The following is a 20,545-nucleotide window of genomic DNA, read 5'->3' as shown; positions in this document are numbered from 1 at the left end:
CCTCAGGCATCGGCAAGGCGGGCACGCCTGCGGGCCTCTTCCTGCTCCACCAGTTCCAGCATCCAGTCGCGAAAAGCCACTATCTTGCCCTGATCGGACTGCTGCTCCTGACACACCAGATAGAAAGCGTTCTTGCTCACCAGCACCTGCTCGAACGGGCAGATGAGACGCCCCGCCTCGATCTCCGGCTGGGCCAGCACGCTGTGGCCGAGCGCCACCCCCTGACCGTGGATCGCCGCCTGGATCACCATGGTGGAGTGGCTGAAGATGGGCCCCTGATTGACATTGGGCGCGTCGATATCGAGCTGGCGGAACCAGGCCTTCCAGTCGCGCCGGGAGGTGTCGTGCAGCAGGGTGTGACGGGTCAGATCGTCCGGGGTGCGCAGGGGCTTGGGGCCGGTCAGCAGCAGGGGGGAGCAGACCGGGATCAGGTACTCGGTGTGCAGCTTGTCCGAGCGCAGCCCCGGCCAGTTGCCGCGGCCGTAGTAGATGGCCACGTCCACGTCGTCGGTGAGGGAGCCCTCGTCCATGTCCACCGCCTTGATCCGCACATCGATGTCCGGGTGGCGTTCGCTGAACTTGACCAGTCGGGGCACCAGCCACTGGATGGCGAAGCTCGGCTGCAGGGAGACGGTGAGCGCCCCCTTGGCGCTGCGGGCCAGCAGCTTGTCAGTCGCCTCGGAGATGGAGGCAAAGATGTCCTTGATATCGAGGAAGTAGCTCTGCCCCTCCTCGGTCAGTAGCAGGGAGCGATTCTTGCGGCGAAACAGCTTGATGCCGAGATACTCCTCCAGCGCCTTGATCTGGTGGCTGATGGCTGCCTGGGTCACGAACAGCTCTTCTGCTGCGCGGGTAAAGCTCAAGTGACGAGCCGCGGCTTCAAACGCTTTCAGTGCATTGAGCGGAGGTAAACGACGAGACATGGAATCGGCCGACGATGAATTTTTCTAATGGGGCGCATTATAAATTGTCGGTTGCGGGTCGACCAGTGAATAAACATAATTCGCCACGCAATTCGTTGTCATATGGCTCACACCTTCTCTTCCATGTTGGTTTACATGTGGTTTTTGTGAGTGAGTCGACAGTGATTGTGGTGTTGTGTTTCTTCCTCTGCGGGAAGAAGGGCTAAATCAGGTCGATTTAACCCAGTCTGTCATCTGAATGTGTTTGGCGCCTCCGGTTGGATGGCGCCTTTTTTCTTATCCTCCCCTACACCCGGAACTGGCCCACCAGTTGCTGCTGCTTGTCCGCCAGTTGCGACAGCTCGCGCCCGTTGTCGGCGGAGGTCGCCGCTTCCGCCCGAATGGTATGGCTCACATCGCGAATGTTGCTGACGTTGCGATTGATCTCGTCCGCCACTCCGCTCTGCTCCTGCGCGGCCCTCGCGATCTGCTCGTTCATCTGGTGGATGGTGCCGACCGCCTGGATGATCTGCTCCAGCACGCTGACCGACAGCTCCACCTTGGTGAGGGTCAGATCCGCCTGGTGATGACCGGTCAGGATCGCCTTCACCACCGCCTCCGTCCCTGACTGCAACTGGCCGATGAGGTTCTGGATCTCGACGATGGCGTTCTGGGTTCGGCCCGCCAGGTTGCGCACCTCGTCGGCGACCACCGCAAAACCGCGCCCCTGCTCACCGGCTCGGGCCGCCTCGATGGCCGCGTTCAGAGCCAGCAGGTTGGTCTGCTCGGCAATCCCCTGGATCACCACCAGGATGTCGTTGATGTTGTCGCTGTTGGCAGAGAGGTGCTCCACCACTGGTTTGGCATCGCTTATCACCGTCATCAGTCTGGACATGGCCTCCTGGGTCTGCGCCACCACGGACTTGCCCTCCTGGGCCGCCGTGTCGGCCTCATCGGCCGCCGCCACCGCCGCATTGGCATTGCCAGCGACCTGCAGGGCGGTAGCGCTCAACTCTTCAAACGCGGTCGCCACCAGATCCACCTCCTGATACTGGGACTGCATGCCGGCGCTGGTACGGGCTGCCCCTTGCGCCGCCAGGGCCGCACTGGCCCGAGTGCCCGCAACGGTGTCGATCACCTCGCTGATGGTGGACTGCAGCTTGTCCAGAAACTTGTTGAACCACTTGGCCAGCTCGCCTATCTCGTCATCCCTGCGCAGATCGATGCGCTGGGTGAGATCCCCCTCCCCGCTGGCGATGTCCTTGAGGCGTGCCACCACGGCGCGGATGGGCGCCACGATGCGCTGGGCCATCAGCCAGATGCAGAGCAGGGCGAGCGCCGAAATCCCGCCACCTATGGTGAGCTGGGTGGCCACGCTGCGCTGGGCCTGATCCTCAAGCTCCCCTTGCAGTTGCAGGGCCGAGGCGAGCACCACGGCGCGGGGCAGCTCGATATAGGTGCCCCACTTGCGATCCGTACCGCGCATGCTGACCGGCACGAAGGTCTGCAACAGTGCGCCATCCGGGCTCCAGCGCGTCACCACATCTCCCTTGGTCAGCCACCCCTTGAGATCCTGCGCCAGCCCTTGCTGCTCCAGCAGATTGCCAAGGGCGACGGGGAACCCTTCCACGCCGGCCACCCGCCCTTCACTGCTGAGCAGAAGCACCTTGCCCTGCCCCTTGTAGAGGGTCCGGCCCATCTCTTCCACCAGGCTCTGCAGGGTCCCCAGGGAGATGTCGACCCCCACCATGCCAAGCAGGGAGCCCTGGTCCAGCAGCGGCACGGTTACCGAGGTCATCAACACCTGCTGGGTCCCCACCTCGTCCACATAGGGTTCGAGCAGACAGAGCGCCTTGCTGCGGATGCTGCAACTGTACCAGTCGTTCTCAAGGCCGCCGTGTCCGGAGGGCTTGTCGTTGGCCAGTATCGCCTCGTCCATCACCTCCAGGGTCACCTTGCCATCGACCCTGGCCCAATAGCTGGAGAAACGCCCCTTGTCGTTGGCCCCGAGCGCCGTCGACCCCTGATAGTTGTCATCCTCCCCGTCGAGCTGGTTGGGTTCGAATACCGCATAGACACCGAGCAGGTTCGCTGACGACTCCGCCGCATCCTGCAACTGCTGGTTGACGGCATTGCGCAGCGCCTCGGAGTGAACGAAGTTGTCGGCCGCGTTCTTGCGCTGGAACAAGATACCCTCGGCAAGCAGGGTCGCCCTGAAGTAAGCCTCATCGAGGTAGCTGGTCACCCGGGCTGCCTGGGTCGCTCCCATGGCCTGCATCCAGTTTTCTGCCGCGTGCTGCCCCTCCAGGGTGGTGGAGGTGAGCACCTGCTCCTGCATGCGGGCCGCGTTGAAAAGAGAAGAAGCCACCAGCGCGACGGCACTGGCCAGCAGACAGCAACCGGCGATCAGGGTGATCCGTCCCTGAACAGAAAGAGAACTCATGCCACTATTTCCTAACGTCTACAGATGTGAACACTATATCGGTTTTGGATACAAAAACTTAACTAAATCAGCAGAAATCCAGGCTTAATTGATTGATTTCACCCGCTCCGGGCAAACCAACGACCAGACCGAGCAGGCGAATGGGCTTTCCTTGAGCCCGTTGCAGTCCCTCGTGCAGCAGATCGTGGAAGCGGGCCGCCTGATAACTCCCCTTGCGATAAACGGTGGTCTGGTGAAAATCGGCAAACTTCAGCTTGATCCCCTGCCCCATCAGCATCTCCGCAGGGCAGGCCTTGGCAAAACGCTGCTCCAGCTCGGGAATGAGCCGGCTAAGCACCTGCCAGCAGGCGTCCTCGTCCAGCACGTCGCTGGCGAGCGTCGTCTCCACACCGATGCTCTTGCGCACCCGCCTGGCCTGCACCGGCTGATCGTCATGCCCCCAGATGCGGCCGGCCAGCATCTCCCCGAGCTTGCCGAAACGGGCGATCAGCTCCTCGTTGCCGAGCTGGCGGGCATCTTCGCACGAATACAGCCCGAGGGACTCCAGCCGCTCTGCCGTCTTGCGGCCGATGCCGGGCAGCTTGCCAAGGGGGAGCTGGCGCACGAACTCGTCCACCTCCTGGGGGCGGATGACGAACAGGCCATCAGGCTTGCGCTGCTCGGAGGCGAGCTTGGCCAGAAACTTGTTCGGCGCCACACCGGCCGAGGCAGTCAACCCAAGCTCGGCGCTGATGGCGGCACGGATCTCCGCCGCCATCAGGGTGGCGCTGCCACCGCAGTGGGGGCTCATCGTCACATCGAGGTAGGCCTCATCGAGGGAGAGCGGCTCCACCTGCTCGGTGTAGCGCCTAAAGATGGCTTGCAGCTGGCGGGAGGTCTCCTTGTAGACGGCCATCCGCCCGGGGATCAGCACCAGCGGGGGGCAGAGCTTCCTGGCCAGGGCGCTCGGCATGGCGGATCGCACCCCGAAACGGCGCGCCACATAGTTGCAGGTCGAGATGACGCCGCGCCGATCGGCGGCGCTGCCGATGGCGAGCGGCACGTCCCGCAGGGCCGGGTTGTCCCGCATCTCCACCGCGGCGAAGAAGCAGTCCATGTCGATGTGAATGATCTTTCGCATGTCGGGTCTGTTGTCGTGTCGATGCCGGCCATATGGCCACGGGCGGGGCGGCCTGCCGGCGACACCACTGTATGGATAACCAGTTTATTGACTCATGCTACCCCAGCCCTGTCATTTCTACCAGTCTGCGAGCGGACGCGGCGGCATAGACTCTCAGGGTCACATCCACACGAGACTCAAGGAGGAGAGCATGAGCATCATCCGGGCGGGGCTCTGCCTGCTGCTGTTGCCGCTGGCGACCATGGCCAAGGATCACCCGACGGCCGAGTGCAGCTGGTTGTACGAGCGCATCGAGATACTGGAAGCCGCCATCAGGCAGGGGGATGAACTGGGCACCAGGGAGGAGCTGGCAAAGCGAAAGAAAGAGTTCAAAGCAAAGTCGTGCAGCCAATATGACTACTGACCCCATGCCACTTATAAAAACGAGCCGACCCAGGGGTCGGCTCGTTTCGTTGCAAGGCTGCCTTCAGAGCGATATCCGCCGTTAGATGATGCGGTTGTCCACCAGCATCTTGCGACGGGCCTCTTCCTTGGCCATCTTCTTCTTGCGGTTGTCGCAAGGCTCGGGGCAGTCGCACTCCTTCTCGATCCCGATGGAACCCAGGCCGCCACAGGAGCCGGAGATGGACTTGCGCTGGAAAATGTAGCCGATGGCCATGGCCACCACGACCATCAGAAACACCCCGAAGGTGATCAGAAAGATCTGCATGTAGTTACCCCTTACTTCTTGACCAGATATGGTTTGAAGGCATCCGAATAGGCCTCTTCGAACCCGTCATCCGTCTTGGTGATGGTGAAGATGGCCAGCCCCCGTTCCTTGGCATAGGCCAGGCTCTTCTCCGGCCCCATGACCATGAACACGGTCGCCAACCCGTCTGCAGTCATGCAGGAGGGGTGGATGACGGTCACCGACACCAGGCGGTGCTGGATGGGCTTGCCCGTCAGCGGATCCATGGTGTGAGAGAAGCGCTTGCCGTCCAGCTCGTAATAGTTGCGGTACTCGCCCGAGGTGGCCACCCCGTTGTCACCGGGCAGAATCACCTCCTGTACGGAACCGGCATTGACGGTCGGCTTCTCGATGGCGACACGCCAGGGATGCCCCTTGCCGTTGACACCGTTGATGCGCAGCTCGCCGCCGATCTCAACCAGATAGTTGCGCGCCCCCTGGGACTCCAGGTACTCGGCCACCTTGTCCACGCCAAACCCCTTGGCAATGGCGGAGAGATCCACGTAGAGGTCCGGGATGTCCTTTTGCAGGGTATCGGCATCGGCAGAGGTTATCACATGCAGATTGCCAAGGCCCGTCTTCTGCCGGGTCTGGGCGATCAGCTCGTCGGACGGCACCTTGGTCGGTCTGGCATCCGGCCCAAAGCCCCACAGATTGACCAGAGGACCGACGGTGACGTCCAGCGCCCCGCGGCTCTCGCGGCCAATGTGAATGGCCTCGGTCACCACCCGCGCGGTATCGCGGGAAACCACCACAGGGGTATTGCTCTTGTGCTGGTTGAAGCGTGACAGCTCGGAATCCGGGCGATAGGTCGACATCTGATCGTTGACCCGCTCCAGCAAGACGTCAACCTCGGCTTGCAGCCTGGCGGCATCCTGAACAGCGCTATCTGCCACCTTGATGGAGTAGTAGGTACCCATGGTGCTGCCGGTGATGTGGATCTCCGGCTTCGATTGGACCGTTTCCTGACCGCACCCAGTCAAGAAAAAGGCTAGCCCGAAGGCTAGCCAGGTCTTTACAACGCTGTGCATGGATTAACCACCGAAGTCATCCAGCAGGATGTTCTCGTCTTCAACACCGAGGTTTTTCAGCATGTTGATGACGGCGGCGTTCATCACGGGAGGCCCGCACATGTAGAACTCGCAATCCTCAGGCGCCTCGTGGTTCTTGAGGTAGTTCTCGAACAACACGTTGTGGATGAAGCCGGTGTAGCCATCCCAGTTGTCTTCCGGTTGCGGATCGGACAGGGCGACGTGCCACTGGAAGTTGTCGTTCTCGGCCTGCAGCATGTCGAAGTCTTCGACATAGAACATCTCGCGCTTGGAACGGGCACCGTACCAGAAGCTCATCTTGCGCTTGGTCTTCAGACGGCGCAGCTGGTCGAAGATGTGGGAGCGCATCGGCGCCATACCCGCACCACCACCGACGAACACCATTTCGGCGTCGGTGTCCTTGGCGAAGAACTCGCCGAACGGACCGGAGATGGTCACCTTGTCACCGGCCTTCAGGCTGAAGATGTAGGAAGACATCTGGCCGGGAGGGGCAGTCCAGTTGCTGGGAGGCGGGGTTGCGATCCGCACGTTCAGCATGATGATGCCGAACTCTTCCGGATAGTTCGCCATGGAGTAGGCACGGATGATCGGCTCGTTGACCTTGGACTCCAGCTCGAAGATCTTGAAGCGATCCCAGTCGCCACGATACTCCTCGGGAATATCAAAGTTCTTGTACTGCACGTGGTGGGCAGGCGCTTCGATCTGGATATAACCACCGGCGCGGAACGGCACGCTCTCGCCATCCGGGATCTGCAGCTTGAGCTCCTTGATGAAGGTGGCCTTGTTGTCATTGGAGATGACGGTACAGTCCCACTTCTTCACGCCGAAGATCTCTTCCGGCAGCTCGATGTCCATGTCGGAGCGGACGGTGACCTGGCAGGCCAGACGCTCGCCATGACGGGCTTCGCCCTTGCTGATGTGATCCAGCTCGGTCGGCAGGATGTCGCCGCCGCCGGATTTCACACGCACCTTGCACTGACCACAGGAGCCGCCGCCGCCACAGGCGGAGGAGACGAAGATACCACTGCCGGCGAGCACGCCAAGCAGCTTGCCACCCGCCGGGCTGGTCACAGCCTTGGCCGGGTCGCCGTTGATGCTGATTGTCACGTCACCGGCGGTCACCAGCTTGGACTTGGCGAACAGAATGACTGCCACCAAGGCCAGCAGGATCACGGTGAACATGACCACACCCAGAATAATTTCCATCTATATTTCCTTTCCGATTACAGGGAAATACCAGAGAAGGACATGAAGCCCAGCGCCATCAGACCCGCGGTGATGAAGGTGATGCCAAGGCCACGCAGGCCTTCCGGAACATCGGAATATTTCATCTTCTCACGGATCCCTGCCATCGCGACGATGGCCAGCATCCAGCCTGCACCCGAACCCACGCCATAGACCACGGACTCAACGAAGTTGTAGTCACGCTGCACCATGAAGGAGACGCCGCCGAAGATGGCGCAGTTCACGGTGATGAGCGGCAGGAAGATACCGAGGGCGTTGTAGAGGGCCGGGAAGTACTTGTCCAGGGCCATCTCCAGGATCTGTACCAGGGCCGCGATCACCCCGATGAAGGTGATGAAGCTCAGGAAACTCAGATCCAGACCGGATACCAGGGCACCGTCTTTAAGCACGTAGTTGTAGATCAGGTTGTTGGCCGGGACGGCAACGGTCTGAACCACGATAACGGCAATCCCCAGGCCCATGGCGGTCTTGACCTTCTTGGACACCGCCAGGAAGGTACACATCCCCAAGAAGAAGGAGAGCGCCAGGTTCTCGATGAAGATCGAGCGAATCAACAGACTGATATAGTGTTCCATACCTTAATCCTTCGCCTCCACCTGCTTGGGATCCTTGGTGCGCACGCCCCAGATGATCAGACCAATGATGAAGAACGCACTCGGCGGCAGCAGCAGCAGGCCGTTGGGCACATACCAGCCACCATTGTTCACCAGCGGCAGCAGCTCGATGCCGAACCAGGTGCCGGAACCCAGGATCTCGCGCACGGTGGCCACGGTCAGCAGCACGGCGCCATAACCCAGACCGTTGCCGATACCGTCCAGGAAGGAGGGCAGCGGGGCACTCTTCATGGCGTAGGCTTCGGCACGACCCATCACGATACAGTTGGTGATGATGAGGCCGACGAACACCGACAGTTGCTTGGAGATGTCATAGGCATACGCCTTGAGCACCTGGTCAACCACGATAACCAGCGAGGCAATCACCGCCATCTGGGCGATGATCCGCACGCTGTTCGGGATCTGGTTGCGGATCAGGGAGATGAACAGGTTGGAGAAGGCGGTGACCGCGGTAACGGCCAGCGTCATCACGAACGCCGTCTTCATCTGGCTGGTAACGGCCAGCGCGGAACAGACACCCAGCACCTGCAGTGCGATGGGGTTGTTGCCGAGCACAGGCGTCAACAGCAACTTTTTCATTTCGCTCTTGTCAGCCATTGTTGATTTCTCCTGCACGTACCTTGGCCAGGAAGGGACCGAAGCCCTTGGGGCCCATCCAGAAGTCGAAGGTGTGCTGTACACCATTACCGGTCAGGGTTGCACCAGACAGGCCGTCGATTTCATGCTCGGAACCAGCCGGAGCATGGCCCTTGATCACCCGCAGCGCAGGCTGACCGTTCTGGTCGAACAGCTTCTTGCCGACGAACAGTTCGCGCCAGGCCGGGTTCTCGATCTCGCCACCCAGACCCGGGGTTTCACCGTGGTCATAGTAGGTGATGCCCTTGATGGTCTGACCGTCGGCCGCGACCGCTACGAAGGCATACATGGTGGACCACAGACCCTGGCCGTAGATCGGCAGGATGATGTTGTCGACCTTGCCTTCGGCATCTTTCGCGAAGAACACGGGAACCAGCTTGGAGATCTGACGCAGGCCGGCCTTGTCGTCGGCCGGGGCCAGACGGATGCTCTTGGCCGGATCCTTGGCGGCGACTTTGGTGTCGAAGTTGTCGGCGTCGCCGTCAACGAACTCACCGCTGGTCAGATCCACCAGACGCGCTTCAATCTTGTCGCCATAGAGCTGGGCCAGATCACGCTTGGCCACGGCGCTGATGTCGACGCCGGCGACGGACAGGATGTTGCTTTGCTTGTCCAGTGCCTTGTTTTCCAGCTGGGCCGGACGCAGACCCACGGCAGCCACGGAGACCACGATGGAGCAGACCAGACACAGACCGGTCACTACGGCGAGGGTGCCGGTAGTAGAGTCTTTATTAAACGCCACGTGCGATCCTCCGCTTGATGTTCGCCTGCGCCACGAAATGGTCAAACAAGGGGGCAAACAGGTTGGCGAACAGAATGGCCAGCATCATGCCTTCCGGGAAGGCGGGGTTCACTACCCGGATCAGCACCACCATCACGCCGATCAGGGCGCCATACCACCACTTGCCCTTGTTGGTGAAGGCAGCGGAAACGGGGTCGGTCGCCATGAAGGCCATGCCGAACGCGAAGCCACCCAACACCAGGTGCCAGTGCCACGGCATGCTGAACATGGGGTTGGTATCGGAACCGATGACGTTGAACAGCAGGGAGGTCGCGACCATGCCGACCATGACGCCGGCGATGATGCGCCAGGAGGCGATGCGCATATAGACGATCATGGCTGCGCCGATGAGGATCATCAGGGTGGAAACTTCACCGATGGAACCGGGCAGGTTGCCAAGGAAGGCATCCATCCAGCTGATGGCTTCACCGGTGGCACCGTTGATCAGCGCCATCTGGCCGCCCTGGGCCCACTGGCTCAGTGCGGTTGCGCCGGAGAAGCCGTCAACGGCAACCCAGACCGCATCACCGGAGATTTGACCCGGGTAGGCGAAGAACAGGAAGGCACGACCCGCCAACGCCGGGTTCAGGAAGTTTTTGCCGGTACCACCGAACACTTCCTTGGCCAGCACCACACCGAAGGTGATACCCAGGGCAGCTTGCCACAGGGGCAGCTCGGGCGGCACGATCAGGGCGAACAGGATGGAGGTCACGAAGAAGCCTTCGTTGATCTCGTGCTTGCGCACCATGGCGAACAACACTTCCCAGAAACCACCGACGATGAAGACGGTGATGTAGATCGGGAAGAAGTGCGCCGCACCGATCAGCATCTTGCTGCCGATGCCGGCGACGGCCGGATCCAGCGAGGCACCGAACAGGGTGGCCAGGGCGTATTGCCAGGAATCGGCACCGGCCGCGCTGCCCATGTGGGCGATAGCGGCGATAGACTGGTTGCCGACGTTGTACATGCCCCAGAACATGGCCGGGAACACAGCCAGCCACACCATGATCATCATGCGCTTCAGATCGATCGCATCACGGACATGGGCGGCATTGCGGGTCACGGAACCCGGGGTATAAAACAGGGTGTACGCCGCTTCGAACAGGGCATAGTACTTGGCGTACTTGCCACCCGGCTCGAAGTGATGTTCCATATTTTCAAGAAGTTGCTTGAAACTCATCGCTTAACCTTCCAGTTCGATCTTGGTCAGGCACTCACGCAAGACGGGGCCGTACTCTGTCTTGCCGGGGCAGACGAAGGTACAGAGCGCCAAATCTTCCTCATCCAGCTCCAGGCAGCCGAGCGCCTGCGCGCTGTCGGTATCACCGGAGATCAGATCCCGCAGCAGCAGGGTCGGCAGGATGTCGAGCGGCATCACACGCTCATAGTTGCCGATAGGCACCATGGAGCGATCACTACCGTTGGTGGTGGTAGTGAAGTTGATGAGTTTGCCCTTCATCAGGTGAGAGAGGGTGGTACGGGTGATGGAGAACTTGTTGGCACTGGGTTTGACCCAGCCCATGAACTCTTTCTCACGGCCTTCGCCCAGCACGCTCACCTGGTTGTGGAAGCGACCCAGGTAGTCATGGACCCCTTCGGCCTTGGCACCGCTCAGCAGGGAACCGGAGATGATGCGGTTTTCGTCCGCACGCAGCTCGTTGTTGGTCAGCTGGCTGAGGCTGGCACCCAGACGGGTACGCAGCAGACGCGGCTTGATGACGTTCGGGCCAGCCAGGGAGATCACCTTGTCGGTAAAGATCTGGCCGGTGGTGAACAGCTTGCCGTAAGCGATCACGTCCTGATAGTTGATGTGCCACTGCACCTTGTTGGCACCGACCGGATCCAGGAAGTGGATGTGAGTGCCCGGCAGACCGGCGGGATGCGGACCGACGAACACGGCTTCCTTGACCTGGGCCAGGGAGGAGTGCGGCAGGCTGGCTTCGCCCTTGCAGACGTGGACGGTACCATCGGTCAGGCGGGTCAGCACGGCCAGACCGTCGAGGAAGGCCTGGGCCTGTTCCTTGATGATCAGCTCCGCACTGGCGGCCAGCGGGTTGGTGTCCATGGCGGTGACGAAGATGGAGCGCGGGGTGGAGCCCACGGCCGGCACCTTGCTGAACGGGCGGGTACGCAGCGCGGTCCATTGGCCTGATGCGACCAGGATCTCCTGCACCTTGCTGCGCTCGAGCTGTGCCAGCTCGGCGGAGGCAAAATGCTCAAAGGTCACCTGCTCGTCGGACCCATCAATGTCGATGACGACGGACTGGAGAACACGCTTGGCACCACGGTTGATCTCAGAAACCACACCGGTGGCAGGGGCCGTGAATTTAACGCCGGGATTCTTCTTATCTTCGAAGAGCTCCTGACCTTTAATGACGCGATCACCTACTTTGACAAACATAGTAGGACGCATCCCCACGAACTCTTCGCCGAGTGTAGCAACACGGGTGATGGCCGGGCCATCGTAGATTACTTGCTCCGGAGCACCCAGCACGGGGATGTCCAGTCCTCTTTTAATTGTAATCATACTCACTTGCACTACCGTTAAGGGAAGACAGGTTGGTTAGCGCCGAGAAATACATCACGACGAGTTGTTGAATGAGCCCGTCAACATCGCGGAAAGCTGTCGAAGAAATAAACAAATCAGCAACATACAGGATCATTCAAAAGCGCCTGAGTTTACCACCTTAGGCGAGTTAGCCGCCACGCCAAATGGGGAAAATCCCCGCCCTATCACAAAATTAACCTTCACTGAATATTTCGCGCACGTCCTTGCAAACCGTGGTTTTAAAGGACTTTTCGCAAAACTAACCATATAGAGGTATTTTTCAAACATAAGGAAAAGGATTAGAAAAAATAATGCTACACCCCTCATCCCTGGCGGCACACCATTCGTGATAGCGCTGTTAATGGCCCGAGGAAGGCGCCATCAGAAGGTCCAACGGCTCACGCAAAGGGGGATTTGCTGACGCAACCCGGCGTCTTTGGCGCCTGCTCCCGGGCCTGCCACTCGGATTCGGTATAGGTATGCAGCGCCAATGCATGAATGGCTCCCGCCAGCTCGTCGGCCAGCACCCCGTTCACCTGACGATGGCGCCCCAGCAAACGCTGTCCCTCAAACGCCTGGCTCACCACGACTACCTTGAAGTGGCTTTCGGAGCCCGGTGCCACCCTGTGCATGTAGCTTTCATTGATCACTTCCAGGTGGCTCGGGGAGAGCGCGGCGGCCAGCTTGGCCTCTATCTGTTGTTGCATGCTCACGGTAAGGACTCCTCGTTGAATATCCGGCCATTGTAGCCAGGGTTGTGCGCCCGATGCATCAGGTACGAAGGATCCGCTCGCTCTCGCCGCACCGGACTGGTGAATTTCTCCGCCGCCGCTAGAATAGCGCCACTTTCACCGCTGCCGGGCAACACGGGGCAGACGGTCGCCATTCATCAATCACACGTTGGACTCTTGCCTATGCAAACCCTGCTCGACACGGCCCACTGCCGCCTGACCCTGTATCGTTACCCACGGCAGAGCCAGGATCCCCTGCAGGCCTGGGATGCGGCGGACGAGTATCTGATAAGCCACCTTGCCGAATCGCAGCAGGCACCTGACGGCCCCGTCATCATCATGAACGACGGCTTCGGCGCCCTGGCAGGCTACCTGCATGCCCACGCCCCCGTCTGCGTGACCGACTCCCACATCAGCGAGCGGGCCACCCTGGCCAACCTGGCGGAAAACGGGCTGGATCCCCACGCCATCACCCTGCAGGATGCCCTGGCCCCCCTGCCCGATGCCCCCGCCCTGGTGGTGATCAAGGTCTCCAAGTATCAGGCGCTGCTGGAGCAGCAACTGCTTGCCCTGCGCGGGGTCGTCACCCCTGCGACCCGCATCATTGCTGCCGGCAAGGCCAAGGACATCCACACCTCCACCCTCAAGCTGTTCGAGAAGTATCTGGGGGAGACCCGCACCTCGCTCGCCTGGAAGAAGGCGCGCCTCATTCATTGCACCCCGGCCGTCGAGCGCCCGTTCCTGACCAGTCCCTTCCCGACCGTCTGGCCGCTGGAAGGCACCGACATGCTCATCCACAACCATGCCAACGTGTTCTCGCGCACGAGCCTGGATATCGGCGCCCGCTTCATGCTGGACAACCTGCCCATCCACAGTGCCCGCAGGGTGATCGATCTGGGATGTGGCAACGGCGTGCTCGGGCTCTCCCTGCTGGCGCGCGACAGCGAGGTGGAGGTGACCTTCATCGACGAATCCCGGATGGCGGTAGCGTCCGCACGGCTCAACGTCGAGCACAACCTGCCCGATGCCCTGCCCCGTGCCCACTTCATGGTCAACAACTGTCTCGATGACGTTCCCGTCGGGGCAGCGGACAGGATCCTCTGCAATCCCCCCTTCCATCAGTTGCAGGCGATCACCGATCACATCGCCTGGCAGATGTTCAGCGATGCCCACCGGGTGTTGCCTCAGGGGGGCGAACTCTGGATAGTAGGCAACCGTCATCTGGACTATCACAACAAACTCAAGCGCCTGTTTGGCAACGCACAAGTCGTTGCGTCGAACAGCAAATTCGTTATTTTGAAAGCCATCAAACGCTAAAGATAAAGCTAAAGGAAACCCATGATGAAAAAGTCACTCTTGCTGCTGGCCGCTCTGGTATTGGGCGGTTGTGCTACTCACTGGCCCGAGAGCGCCCTGCTCAACCCGCAAGTCATCCCCTCCAACCAGCAGTACTACTCCGGCAACCGCATCACCATGGAAGGGGTGGACAAGCGTGAAGCCGCCTATGTCTTCTCCATCAAGAAGAAAGAGAAGGCTCCTGTGCTGGTGAACAGCAGTCAGCCTCTCAACAGCCTGCTGGCTGAAAAACTGGCGGAAGGGCTGCGCAGCCAGGGCCTGGAAGTGGGCAACAGCGGCACCACCAACCTGACGCTGGCCATCTCCACTGCCGCCGTCACCGTGGAAGAGAAGACCTTCACCTATGTCACCAAGTCCCGCGTCAGCCTGCAGGTGATTGCGGACTTCCAGGGCAGCAAGCTGACCAAGCAGTTCAACATGTCCTCCAGCAAGGAGGGCCCGGGTGAGCCGAGCATGGCCGATCTGGAATCCACTCTGAACCAGCAGCTGGGCAGCGTGCTGCAGCAGATCATGGCCGACGAGGCGCTGCGCGGTTATCTCAAGGGTCAGCCGAGCTGAGCGAGGATATATAAATGAAGAAACTCTGGTTACTGGTCACCCTGATCGCCCCCCTGGCTTTTGCCGGTCAAAAAGTCCAGATGGAGACCAACCATGGCACCATCGTCGTGGAGCTGGCCCCCAAACAGGCGCCCCAGACCGTGAAGAACTTCCTGCGCTACGTGGCAGACGGCAGCTATGACGGCAGCCTGTTCCACCGGGTGATCCAGAACTTCGTGGTGCAGGGTGGAGGCTACAACCAGCAGTTCCAGCCCCTGCCGACCTTCGATCCCGTGGTCAACGAGTCCAGAGGCGGCCTGCCCAACAAGCGCGGCACCATCGCCATGGCCCGCACCCAGGCGGTCGACAGCGCCACTCGCCAGTTCTATTTCAATCTGGTGGACAACGACAACCTCAACGCCAATGCCGGCGCCGGTTACACCGTGTTCGGCCAGGTCGTGAAGGGGATGGAGGTGCTGGACAAACTGGCCCAGGTCCAGACCGGCTACAGCTCCATCCTGCGTGCCAACGACGTCCCCACCAGCCCCATCATCCTGAAGAAAGTGGTGCTGCTCGCGGACAAATAACGCGGCCCGGATCACATTCCACCGCGTCCCTGAACGGGTCACCGGTCTCTTTTTCTATACTCTGCTCCCCGATGTGTGCCACGCATCGGGGAGCAGAACCAGAAGGAGGAGCCGGTGACCTGTCATGATTACATAACCCAACACGCCGGCCCGCTGGCCCAGGCGGTTCGCCATTTTCTGGCACGCAAGATTCCCTATCAGCAGCTGGAAGACTTGAGTTGGCAGCTCCTCTCCCACTGGCAGGCGCTCTGCGTGATCCCCATGGACAAAACCCCCGCCAACGCACAGGAAGGAGTGTTCTGGCATCTGCTTCACAGCCTGCACCTGTGGGATGAGCAGCGCCTCCTCTGTGATGACGCGCTGCGCCTGCAACTCATGGCCTGCGCCAATTTTCTCGCCGACGAGGGCCCCTGCCCGCACCACTGCATCGGCTCGCGCCCCTGAAACCTGCCGCCCGCCACTCGGCTTGCCTTGGCTACGCCTGCCGAACCTGACAAAATGACCCCCTTTTCCCAGAGGAGTCAGGCTGTTGAACAATCTCCGCCCGCCCAGCCACACACCGGGCCGCGCCACCCGCTGGCGAGATGCCCTCGCCGTCTATCTGGAAGCGCGGGTACTCATCCTGTTCGCCATGGGATTCTCCTCCGGCCTGCCCTTGCTGCTGGTCTTTGGCACCCTCTCGTTCTGGCTGCGCGAGGCGGATGTCAGCCTGACCGACATCGGTTACATGAGCTGGGTAGCGCTGGCCTACGGTTTCAAGTGGCTGTGGTCGCCCCTGGTGGATCGGCTGCCCCTGCCCCTGCTGTCACGGCTGCTTGGGCGACGACGCAGCTGGATGCTGTTCTCCCAGGTGCTGATCGCCCTCTCCCTGGCGGGGATGGCCTATTGCGATCCCAAGACCCAGCTCGCCCAGCTGGCCCTCTTCGCCCTGCTGGTGGCCTTCTCCTCTGCCACCCAGGACATCGTCATCGACGCCTATCGCATCGAATCCGCTCCCGAGCGGCTGCAGGCGGCCATGGCCGCGTCCTATATGACGGGGTATCGACTCGCCATGATCATGGCGGGAGCGGGGGCGCTTGCGCTGGCGGCCTGGCTCGGCAGCAACAGCGGCTATGACTATCGCGGCTGGCAGCTCACCTATCTGCTGATGGGAGGGCTGATGTCTCTTGGCATCCTCACCACCCTGATGAGTCACGAGCCGCAGATCGATCTCAAGAGTCAGGACGAGCAGCAGATGGCGCGCAAGGCTACCCTGCTGGCACGGGGTTGGTCACCCACGCTGGCCGGGCTGGGGGCCTGGACCTACGAGGCCATCTGGTGCCCCTTCGCCGACTTCTTCCGCCGCTACGGCTCCTCGGCCCTGCTGATCCTGGGGCTTATCGCCTGCTATCGCATCTCGGACGTGGTGATGGGGGTGATGTCCAACAGCTTCTATGTGGATCTGCAGTTCAGCAAGACGGAAGTGGCCACCATCACCAAGGTCTATGGCATCATCATGACGCTGGTGGGGGCCGCGCTCGGGGGCGTGCTGGTGATGCGCTTTGGCACCCTGCGCATCCTGTTCCTCGGCGCCGTGCTGACCGCCAGCACCAACCTGCTGTTCGCTCTCCTCAACGAAGTGGGCCACAACCTGGAGCTGCTGACCCTGATCATCTCGCTGGACAACCTCAGCGCCGGCATCGCCACGGCTGCGTTTGTGACCTATCTCTCGAGTCTCACCAACGTCGCCTTCTCCGCCACCCAGTACGCCCTGTTCAGCTCCATCATGCTGTTGCTGCCCAAGTTGCTGGCGGGTTTTTCCGGCCGGGTAGTGGAGCAGATCGGCTACAGCCACTTCTTCATCGGCACCAGTCTGCTCGGTATTCCGGTGATGATCCTGATCATCATGGTTGCCAAACGAGGCAGCACCTTGTCACCACAAACGCACAAATAGCAAGCGTTTGCGCATTTTAGGGGGTGATTAGATTCACAAATCCTGACAAAGTTCCCTGGTGCTTGTTTATCCGTTGAATTTATTTGGCTAGAATCCCTCCCGCTCCTTGTGGGCAGGCTACGGAAAACCTCAACTAACGCACAAGAGACCAATAAAATGGCCAAATTTACCAAGACTCTGATCGCTGCCGGTCTGCTGGCTGCCTCCGCCACTCCGGCCTTCGCTGCCGACTACAGCGGCGACATCCACAAGAACGACTACAAGTGGATGCAGTTCAACGTGATGCACACCATCGACCAACGTCCTTTCACTGCAGGTGCTGAAGATTACAACGACACCTACTTCGAAATGGAATTCGGTGGTCGCTCCGGCCTGTTTGACCTGTACGGTTACGTCGACGTCTTCGATATCTTCGACTCCCGTCACAGCGACAAGCACAAGGGTCAGAACCTGTTCATGAAGTTTGCGCCGCGTATGTCTCTGGATGCGCTGACTGGTAAAGATCTCTCCTTCGGTCCGGTGCAAGAGGTTTACATCGCCTCTCTGAACAACATCGGCGACAACCAGATGGAAAACATGATCGGTCTGGGTGCTGATGTACAAGTGCCTTGGTTCGGCAAAGTGGGCATGAACCTGTATGCTCGTCACGCCACCGAAAACCAGTTCTTCACCGAAGAAGAGGGTGAGTGGAACGGTTACTGGTTCGCCATGAACTGGTTCAAGCCTTTCTACACCTTCAGCAACGGAAGCTTCGTCTCCTATCAGGGTTACCTGGACTACGCCTTCGACTTGGACACCCACAACCGTGCTGACCGTACCAGCGACAACCTGGCTACCTTCCACGGTATCTACTGGCACTCCGACCGCTACGCCGTCGGTTACGGCCTGAAGTACTTCATGGATGCCTACGGCACCAAAGACGGTTCCACCGCCTACGACGGTACCCCGTGGAAGAGCTCTGGCTTCAGCCACTACTTCTCCGTGACCTACAAGTTCTAATCGAACTCGTCACACGGACACAAAAAAACCGGAGCAGCTGCTCCGGTTTTTTTATGCCCTCATGCTGGCAGTGGGGGGAGAGCCGCGCCCTCCCCGTTCGCCATCAATCGCGGAAGTTCTGGAACTGCATCGGCTGGCCCAGTTCGGCGCCACGCACCAGCGCCATGGTCTCTTGCAGATCGTCGCGCTTCTTGCCGGTGACCCGCACCTCGTCGCCCTGGATGGCGGCCTGCACCTTGATCTTGGAATCCTTGATGAGCTTCACCAGCTTCTTGGCCACTTCCTTGTCGATCCCCTGCTTGAACTTCACGGTCAGGTGGAAACGCTTGCCGGAGTGGACGCTGTCACCCACGTCCATGGAACTGTTCTCGATCTGGCGCTTGAGCAGGGCGCCACGCAGGATCTCGACCATCTGCTTGAGCTGAAAATCGGCGTCGGCTTCCAGCTTCACTTCTTCCTTGTTCAATTCGAAGCTGGCTTCCACACCACGAAAATCGAAACGGGTCGCCAGTTCACGGTTGGCGTTATCAACGGCGTTCAACACCTCGTTCATTTTGACTTCAGAGACAATATCGAATGACGGCATAGCCGGGCTCCTCATGCTGTACTTCAGGTTGTGCTGACAGGTGGGCAAATCTACCAGAAAACGGGCAAATTTGCTGATTTCGATGGGATTGCTCTGCTAGAATCCCCTGCGCACAGGAATGGTGAGACCCGTTAGAACCCGTCCAGGAGCGGTCGCGAGAGGTCCGACACTCGGTGAAGTGCAGCCCAGGAACCCGTATGGTCATGCATACATGAGGCTCCCTGGCTGTGCATGAACCTTGAGCACGACCCGGCAACCAGCTCATGCACCAGTTCCAGGTATTCACCAAGCGACATCTTCCCTTATCCCGGGTTGGCGGTTGACAGGATGGCAGCCCTTCCCATGATCGAGCCTCTTCATGCCAAGCGGATTACGCGACAACAACCTGAAAACACGCCGTCACCCTGTCTCTCCCGAGTGGACCTTGCTGGGCTGTGGCGCCCTGGGCGGCGTCTTCGCCTCCCTGTTGACCCAAAGCGGCCAAGCAACCCGCCTCCTGCTGCGCGAGCGCCATCGTGCCACCTTGCACCCCGGCGTCGACTTTACCTCCCTTGAGGGGCATACCCAGCTCCTGGCCATCGAACGCGCCTTCATCGACAAGCCGGGCTGCATCAAACGCCTGCTGGTGATGACCAAAGCGGGGCAGGTGATATCGGCCCTCACTCCTCTGGTCGGGCAACTGGCGGCAGGAGTGCCCATCGTGCTGCTGCACAACGGCATGGGGATCGCCGATCAGGTGGTCGCACTCTTCCCCGACAATCCGGTGATCGCCGGCGTCACCAGCCATGGCGCCATGCAGAGCGGCCACTTCGTGTTCCGCCACACCGGCAAGGGGGAGACCTGGCTGGGCCCAATCAACGAAGCGGCCCGTGCCCATGCCCACCTCGCCGACGAGCTGGCCAGCGCCCTGGGTCAGGCCGGTTGGGATGAGCAGATCCTGACACGCCAGTGGCAGAAACTCGCCGTCAACTGCGCCATCAATCCCCTCACCGCGCTCTATAAGCTCAAGAACGGCGAATTGGCCGGTCCGCGTTTTGCCGATGCCCTGCAGCAAATCTGCGTGGAAGTGGCTGACGTCATGCGGGCCGAAAGTCAGCCTACCGGCAGCGAAGAGCTGCTACGCCGTGTCATGATGGTGGTGGAGCTCACCGCCGACAATTACTCTTCCATGTATCAGGACATGGAACAGGGCCGCGAGACCGAGATCGAGGCCATCACCGGCTTCCTGCTGAACAAGGCCGCCCTTCACGGTATCGCGGTGCCGGTCAATCAGGGTCTCTATCAGGCCATCAAAGAGAAGCGCTGAGCAGAGCAGCTGGCAAGCAAGGAGTGCAAGATGAGCGTACTGGTACTGGTGGCCCCCGGGTCGGAAGAGATAGAGACGGTTGCCATCGTCGATACCCTGGTTCGAGGTGGCATCGATGTGGTGCTGGCCTCCTGTTGCCCCACCGGAGCGCGCCAGATCCGCGCCTCTCGCGGGGTGCAACTGGTGGCGGATTGCCATCTCGACGAGCTGTGCATATTCCGGCCGATCATGAACACCAATTCCGATTCAACGTGAACACCATTTCCGGACCAATGTGAACGCTCATTCCGGTTCAACCTGAACACTTCGCCCCTCCTTTCCGGAAACAGTGTTCAACATCCCGGAATCACTGTTCACATTCACCGGAATCATCCTTAACGCATTGATTTAAAAACCTTTGATACGCTCTCCCTTTTGCCAGGGAAGAGCCTATGTCTGCCAA

The 20,545-nt window shown here is 60.3% G+C and carries 21 protein-coding genes and 1 pseudogene; 9 read left to right on the top strand and 13 right to left on the bottom strand.

Features of this window, described 5'->3' with window-relative positions; translation table 11 throughout:
- Positions 1-2 precede the first annotated feature (2 nt).
- The 3 genes from PG887_RS00910 to dinB all read right to left on the bottom strand — a co-directional run bounded on the left by PG887_RS00910 (position 3) and on the right by dinB (position 4,465).
- A complete protein-coding gene (locus tag PG887_RS00910; RefSeq protein WP_029313926.1) occupies positions 3-923 on the bottom strand; it encodes a transcriptional regulator GcvA in 921 nt (306 codons plus the stop codon).
- A 286-nt stretch (positions 924-1,209) separates the two neighbouring features.
- The gene (locus tag PG887_RS00905; RefSeq protein ID WP_270821011.1) at positions 1,210-3,345 is read right to left on the bottom strand and encodes a methyl-accepting chemotaxis protein; all 2,136 of its coding nucleotides are present in this window, start codon (positions 3,343-3,345) and stop codon (positions 1,210-1,212) included.
- Between the two features lie 67 nt (positions 3,346-3,412).
- Entirely contained in the window at positions 3,413-4,465 is a 1,053-nt protein-coding gene (gene dinB, locus PG887_RS00900; RefSeq protein WP_270821010.1) for a DNA polymerase IV, read from the bottom strand.
- A gap of 190 nt (positions 4,466-4,655) precedes the next feature.
- Between dinB and PG887_RS00895 the strand changes: the two genes are divergently transcribed.
- The gene (locus PG887_RS00895) at positions 4,656-4,868 is read left to right on the top strand and encodes a hypothetical protein (protein WP_270821009.1); all 213 of its coding nucleotides are present in this window, start codon (positions 4,656-4,658) and stop codon (positions 4,866-4,868) included.
- 81 nt (positions 4,869-4,949) lie between these two features.
- Here PG887_RS00895 and nqrM read toward each other — a convergent pair whose 3' ends face one another.
- From nqrM to PG887_RS00850, 9 genes are all read right to left on the bottom strand, one after another.
- The gene (gene nqrM, locus PG887_RS00890; RefSeq protein WP_010673371.1) at positions 4,950-5,174 is read right to left on the bottom strand and encodes a (Na+)-NQR maturation NqrM; all 225 of its coding nucleotides are present in this window, start codon (positions 5,172-5,174) and stop codon (positions 4,950-4,952) included.
- 11 nt (positions 5,175-5,185) lie between these two features.
- Entirely contained in the window at positions 5,186-6,223 is a 1,038-nt protein-coding gene (locus tag PG887_RS00885; protein ID WP_029313924.1) for an FAD:protein FMN transferase, read from the bottom strand.
- A 3-nt stretch (positions 6,224-6,226) separates the two neighbouring features.
- Positions 6,227-7,450 (bottom strand): NADH:ubiquinone reductase (Na(+)-transporting) subunit F, encoded by a 1,224-nt coding sequence (gene nqrF / locus PG887_RS00880; RefSeq protein WP_010673369.1) that lies wholly within the window; start codon positions 7,448-7,450, stop codon positions 6,227-6,229.
- Positions 7,451-7,467: 17 nt separating this feature from the next.
- Positions 7,468-8,064 (bottom strand): NADH:ubiquinone reductase (Na(+)-transporting) subunit E, encoded by a 597-nt coding sequence (nqrE, locus tag PG887_RS00875; protein WP_005303538.1) that lies wholly within the window; start codon positions 8,062-8,064, stop codon positions 7,468-7,470.
- 3 nt (positions 8,065-8,067) lie between these two features.
- Positions 8,068-8,700 carry an NADH:ubiquinone reductase (Na(+)-transporting) subunit D gene (locus PG887_RS00870; protein WP_005303545.1) on the bottom strand — a complete coding sequence of 211 codons (633 nt, stop codon included), beginning with the start codon at positions 8,698-8,700 and terminating at the stop codon, positions 8,068-8,070.
- Positions 8,693-9,481, bottom strand: a complete 789-nt coding sequence (locus PG887_RS00865) for a Na(+)-translocating NADH-quinone reductase subunit C (protein WP_029313922.1) — start codon at positions 9,479-9,481, stop codon at positions 8,693-8,695. The genes PG887_RS00870 and PG887_RS00865 overlap by 8 nt, the downstream gene beginning before the upstream one ends.
- On the bottom strand, positions 9,471-10,700 hold the full coding sequence (locus PG887_RS00860; RefSeq protein ID WP_010673367.1) for an NADH:ubiquinone reductase (Na(+)-transporting) subunit B: 1,230 nt from the start codon (positions 10,698-10,700) through the stop codon (positions 9,471-9,473). Before PG887_RS00860 ends, PG887_RS00865 begins: the two co-directional genes overlap by 11 nt.
- Positions 10,701-10,703: 3 nt before the next feature.
- Positions 10,704-12,047 carry a Na(+)-translocating NADH-quinone reductase subunit A gene (locus PG887_RS00855; RefSeq protein WP_270821008.1) on the bottom strand — a complete coding sequence of 448 codons (1,344 nt, stop codon included), beginning with the start codon at positions 12,045-12,047 and terminating at the stop codon, positions 10,704-10,706.
- Between the two features lie 419 nt (positions 12,048-12,466).
- The gene (locus PG887_RS00850; RefSeq protein ID WP_010673364.1) at positions 12,467-12,775 is read right to left on the bottom strand and encodes a BolA family protein; all 309 of its coding nucleotides are present in this window, start codon (positions 12,773-12,775) and stop codon (positions 12,467-12,469) included.
- Between the two features lie 207 nt (positions 12,776-12,982).
- On the opposite strand from PG887_RS00850, the gene PG887_RS00845 reads away from it, so the two are divergent.
- The 6 genes from PG887_RS00845 to PG887_RS00820 all read left to right on the top strand — a co-directional run bounded on the left by PG887_RS00845 (position 12,983) and on the right by PG887_RS00820 (position 18,211).
- Positions 12,983-14,116, top strand: a complete 1,134-nt coding sequence (locus PG887_RS00845; protein WP_270821007.1) for a methyltransferase — start codon at positions 12,983-12,985, stop codon at positions 14,114-14,116.
- Positions 14,117-14,140: 24 nt separating this feature from the next.
- Positions 14,141-14,713, top strand: coding sequence for a YajG family lipoprotein (locus PG887_RS00840; RefSeq protein ID WP_039040711.1), 573 nt, complete (start codon positions 14,141-14,143; stop codon positions 14,711-14,713).
- Positions 14,714-14,727: 14 nt separating this feature from the next.
- Complete coding sequence (locus tag PG887_RS00835; RefSeq protein ID WP_010673361.1) at positions 14,728-15,279, top strand: peptidylprolyl isomerase; 552 nt, start codon at positions 14,728-14,730, stop codon at positions 15,277-15,279.
- A gap of 114 nt (positions 15,280-15,393) precedes the next feature.
- Complete coding sequence (locus PG887_RS00830; protein ID WP_042864276.1) at positions 15,394-15,723, top strand: hypothetical protein; 330 nt, start codon at positions 15,394-15,396, stop codon at positions 15,721-15,723.
- An 85-nt stretch (positions 15,724-15,808) separates the two neighbouring features.
- Positions 15,809-17,212 carry an AmpG family muropeptide MFS transporter gene (locus tag PG887_RS00825; protein ID WP_442866327.1) on the top strand — a complete coding sequence of 468 codons (1,404 nt, stop codon included), beginning with the start codon at positions 15,809-15,811 and terminating at the stop codon, positions 17,210-17,212.
- Positions 17,213-17,368: 156 nt separating this feature from the next.
- Positions 17,369-18,211, top strand: coding sequence for a nucleoside-specific channel-forming Tsx family protein (locus tag PG887_RS00820; protein WP_041211271.1), 843 nt, complete (start codon positions 17,369-17,371; stop codon positions 18,209-18,211).
- Between the two features lie 103 nt (positions 18,212-18,314).
- Here the strand turns inward: PG887_RS00820 and PG887_RS00815 are convergent, their stop codons facing one another.
- Positions 18,315-18,797 carry a YajQ family cyclic di-GMP-binding protein gene (locus PG887_RS00815; protein ID WP_010673357.1) on the bottom strand — a complete coding sequence of 161 codons (483 nt, stop codon included), beginning with the start codon at positions 18,795-18,797 and terminating at the stop codon, positions 18,315-18,317.
- Between the two features lie 358 nt (positions 18,798-19,155).
- Between PG887_RS00815 and PG887_RS00810 the strand changes: the two genes are divergently transcribed.
- Together PG887_RS00810 and PG887_RS00805 are read left to right on the top strand one after the other, a co-directional pair.
- Positions 19,156-20,103, top strand: a complete 948-nt coding sequence (locus PG887_RS00810) for a ketopantoate reductase family protein (protein ID WP_128274306.1) — start codon at positions 19,156-19,158, stop codon at positions 20,101-20,103.
- A gap of 30 nt (positions 20,104-20,133) precedes the next feature.
- Positions 20,134-20,313: pseudogene (locus tag PG887_RS00805) on the top strand (DJ-1/PfpI family protein); the annotation flags it as partial.
- Positions 20,314-20,545 lie beyond the last annotated feature (232 nt).

The organism is Aeromonas sp. QDB14 (genome assembly GCF_027707845.1).
Lineage (GTDB): Bacteria > Pseudomonadota > Gammaproteobacteria > Enterobacterales > Aeromonadaceae > Aeromonas > Aeromonas caviae.
The sequence above is the reverse complement of the archived record's forward strand: the minus strand, read 5'-3'. Positions and strand labels throughout refer to the sequence as shown.